Origin of the sequence: Haemophilus sp. HMSC071C11, assembly GCF_001837655.1 — a bacterium.
In the GTDB taxonomy this organism is placed as follows: Bacteria; Pseudomonadota; Gammaproteobacteria; order Enterobacterales; family Pasteurellaceae; genus Haemophilus; species Haemophilus influenzae.
Map to the genome: position 1 here is coordinate 1 of NZ_KV833402.1, position 2,630 is coordinate 2,630.

A 2,630-nucleotide genomic window follows, 5' to 3' on the forward strand; every position below is an offset into this window, starting at 1 on the left:
GAAGAACCCCGTGTCGAAAGATATGGGGTTTTAGCTTTTGGGAATTTACTCATTATTTCATGAAAAGGATTAAAGTAGAAAATAGAGATTGTATTTCAATATCAAGTTTTTAGTTTTGTATTGCCTACAATATAGTTTTAATAAATATACCTATTTACATCATTTAGAGTTTTGATTTTTCATATTTTTCAAATAGACTTTATATATTCATTTCTAATCTCCTTCATTATGCTTAAAAATTTAGACGAAATAACTTCAAGTATTATCGCTGATCCTCAAAATAAAGATTTTACAGAACGTGGAATTTTCCCTTTATTTTCGGCGCCTAAAACAGCTCGAATTAATATTGTTGGTCAAGCTCCTGGGTTAAAAGCTGAGCAATCTCGTTTGTATTGGAATGATAAAAGCGGTGATCGTCTGCGAGAATGGTTGGGAGTAGATTACGATTATTTTTATAATTCTGGGATATTTGCGGTTCTTCCCATGGATTTCTATTATCCTGGAAAAGGTAAATCGGGTGATTTACCACCTCGTCAAGGTTTTGCAGAAAGATGGCATCCAATGATTTTAGGGAATCTACCTAATATTCAGCTCACTATTCTTATTGGGCAATATGCACAGAAATATTATTTACCCGAAAATAAAGATAATGTAACTAACACTGTTAAAAATTATCGTCAATTCTTACCGCACTTTATGCCTCTCGTGCACCCTTCCCCACGTAATCAGCTTTGGGCAACAAAGAATCCTTGGTTTGAAGAGCAAGTTATTCCTGAATTACAAATTTTAGTCAAACAGATAATTAATAAAGATTAAGTTTTTCATTTCTTACGCACACATAGTAATAACAATCTCTTTTACTTTATGGATATAATAAAGCCTATATGCACAGGTTTTTTTATAACGATAATAATGTTTTAGGAGATTTGATGAAAAATTTCAAATATTTTGCTCAGAGTTATGTGGATTGGGTTATTCGTCTTGGGCGTCTTCGTTTTTCTCTTTTAGGCGTGATGATTCTCGCGGTTTTAGCCCTTTGTACTCAGATTTTATTTAGTCTATTTATTGTTCATCAGATATCTTGGGTAGATATTTTTCGTTCTGTAACTTTTGGCTTACTCACTGCGCCTTTTGTTATTTATTTTTTCACTTTATTAGTAGAAAAACTTGAACATTCTCGTCTTGATCTTTCTAGCTCGGTTAATCGATTGGAAAATGAGGTCGCCGAGCGAATTGCTGCTCAGAAAAAATTATCCCAAGCATTGGAAAAGTTAGAAAAAAATAGCCGTGATAAAAGTACCTTACTTGCCACAATAAGCCATGAATTTCGCACGCCATTGAATGGGATTGTCGGGCTTAGTCAAATTTTACTTGATGATGAATTGGATGATCTCCAGCGTAATTATTTAAAAACTATCAACATAAGTGCGGTCAGTTTAGGCTATATTTTTAGCGATATTATTGATTTGGAAAAAATTGATGCCAGCCGAATTGAATTAAATCGCCAGCCAACAGATTTCCCCGCCTTATTAAACGATATTTATAATTTTGCTAGTTTCCTCGCCAAAGAAAAAAATCTTATTTTTTCTTTAGAGCTTGAACCTAATTTGCCTAATTGGTTGAATCTTGATCGTGTTCGCTTGAGCCAAATTTTGTGGAACTTAATTAGTAATGCGGTGAAGTTTACGGATCAGGGAAATATTATTCTTAAAATTATGAGAAATCAGGATTGTTACCATTTTATTGTGAAAGATACAGGAATGGGGATTTCACCTGAAGAACAAAAACATATTTTTGAAATGTATTATCAAGTGAAAGAAAGCCGTCAGCAAAGTGCGGGTAGCGGTATTGGGTTGGCTATTTCTAAAAATCTCGCTCAGTTAATGGAAGGGGATTTAACAGTTGAAAGTGAGCGAGGAAAAGGCGCGACTTTCCATCTTACTCTCCACGCTCAGGAAATTTCTGAAAAAGAATCTGTTAAGAAAAATATACCATCCTTGAATATTCTTTTAGTGGAAGATGTTGATCTCAATATTATGGTTGCAAAAACTATTTTAGAAAAACTTGGGCATCATGTTGATGTTGCGACAAATGGCAAGCAGGCGATTACTTTATTTGAGAAAAATGTTTACGACATTCTATTGCTCGATATTAAATTACCAGATATGAGTGGTTTTGAAATTGCCCAATATTTGCGAGAGAACTATGAAAACGGTATTTATGATTTTTTACCGCCAATGATTGCTTTTACCGCGAATGTTATGCAAAGCGAGCAAGAATATTTAGAAATGGGCATGGATGGCGTATTACGTAAACCCATTTCAATTAAGGATTTACACCATTGTCTACAGCAATTTTTTGCAGATGAAAGCGAATCTATTATAGAAATGAATGATGATAATGAGCTTTCAGAACAGTTTGATTTAGCGCTGATAGAAACACTTGGAAAAAAACAAATTTTAGAAAATTTATCTTTATTCAAACAAACTATGCCAAATTATCTGGCTCAATTATCAAAAGATAATATGAAAGAAACAGAAGATACCGCCCATAAAATTAAAGGCGCAGCGGCATCGGTAGGGTTAAATCATTTACGTCAATTAGCGGATACTTTAGAAAGTGCGGCTAAA

The 2,630-nt window shown here is 33.8% G+C and carries 2 protein-coding genes; both read left to right on the forward strand.

The genetic code is table 11. From position 1 onward, the window contains the following. The first annotated feature begins 228 nt into the window (after positions 1–228). Complete coding sequence (locus HMPREF2644_RS02025) at positions 229–816, forward strand: uracil-DNA glycosylase family protein (protein ID WP_038440853.1); 588 nt, start codon at positions 229–231, stop codon at positions 814–816. 113 nt (positions 817–929) lie between these two features. Further along, the coding region (locus HMPREF2644_RS02030; protein WP_070828193.1) for an ATP-binding protein at positions 930–2,630 on the forward strand (1,701 nt) is incomplete at its 3' end.

Bases quoted from the DNA above. Each gene is read 5' to 3' on its own strand.
- HMPREF2644_RS02025 (WP_038440853.1), top strand. From the start codon at position 229: ATGCTTAAAAATTTAGACGAAATAACTTCAAGTATTATCGCTGATCCT.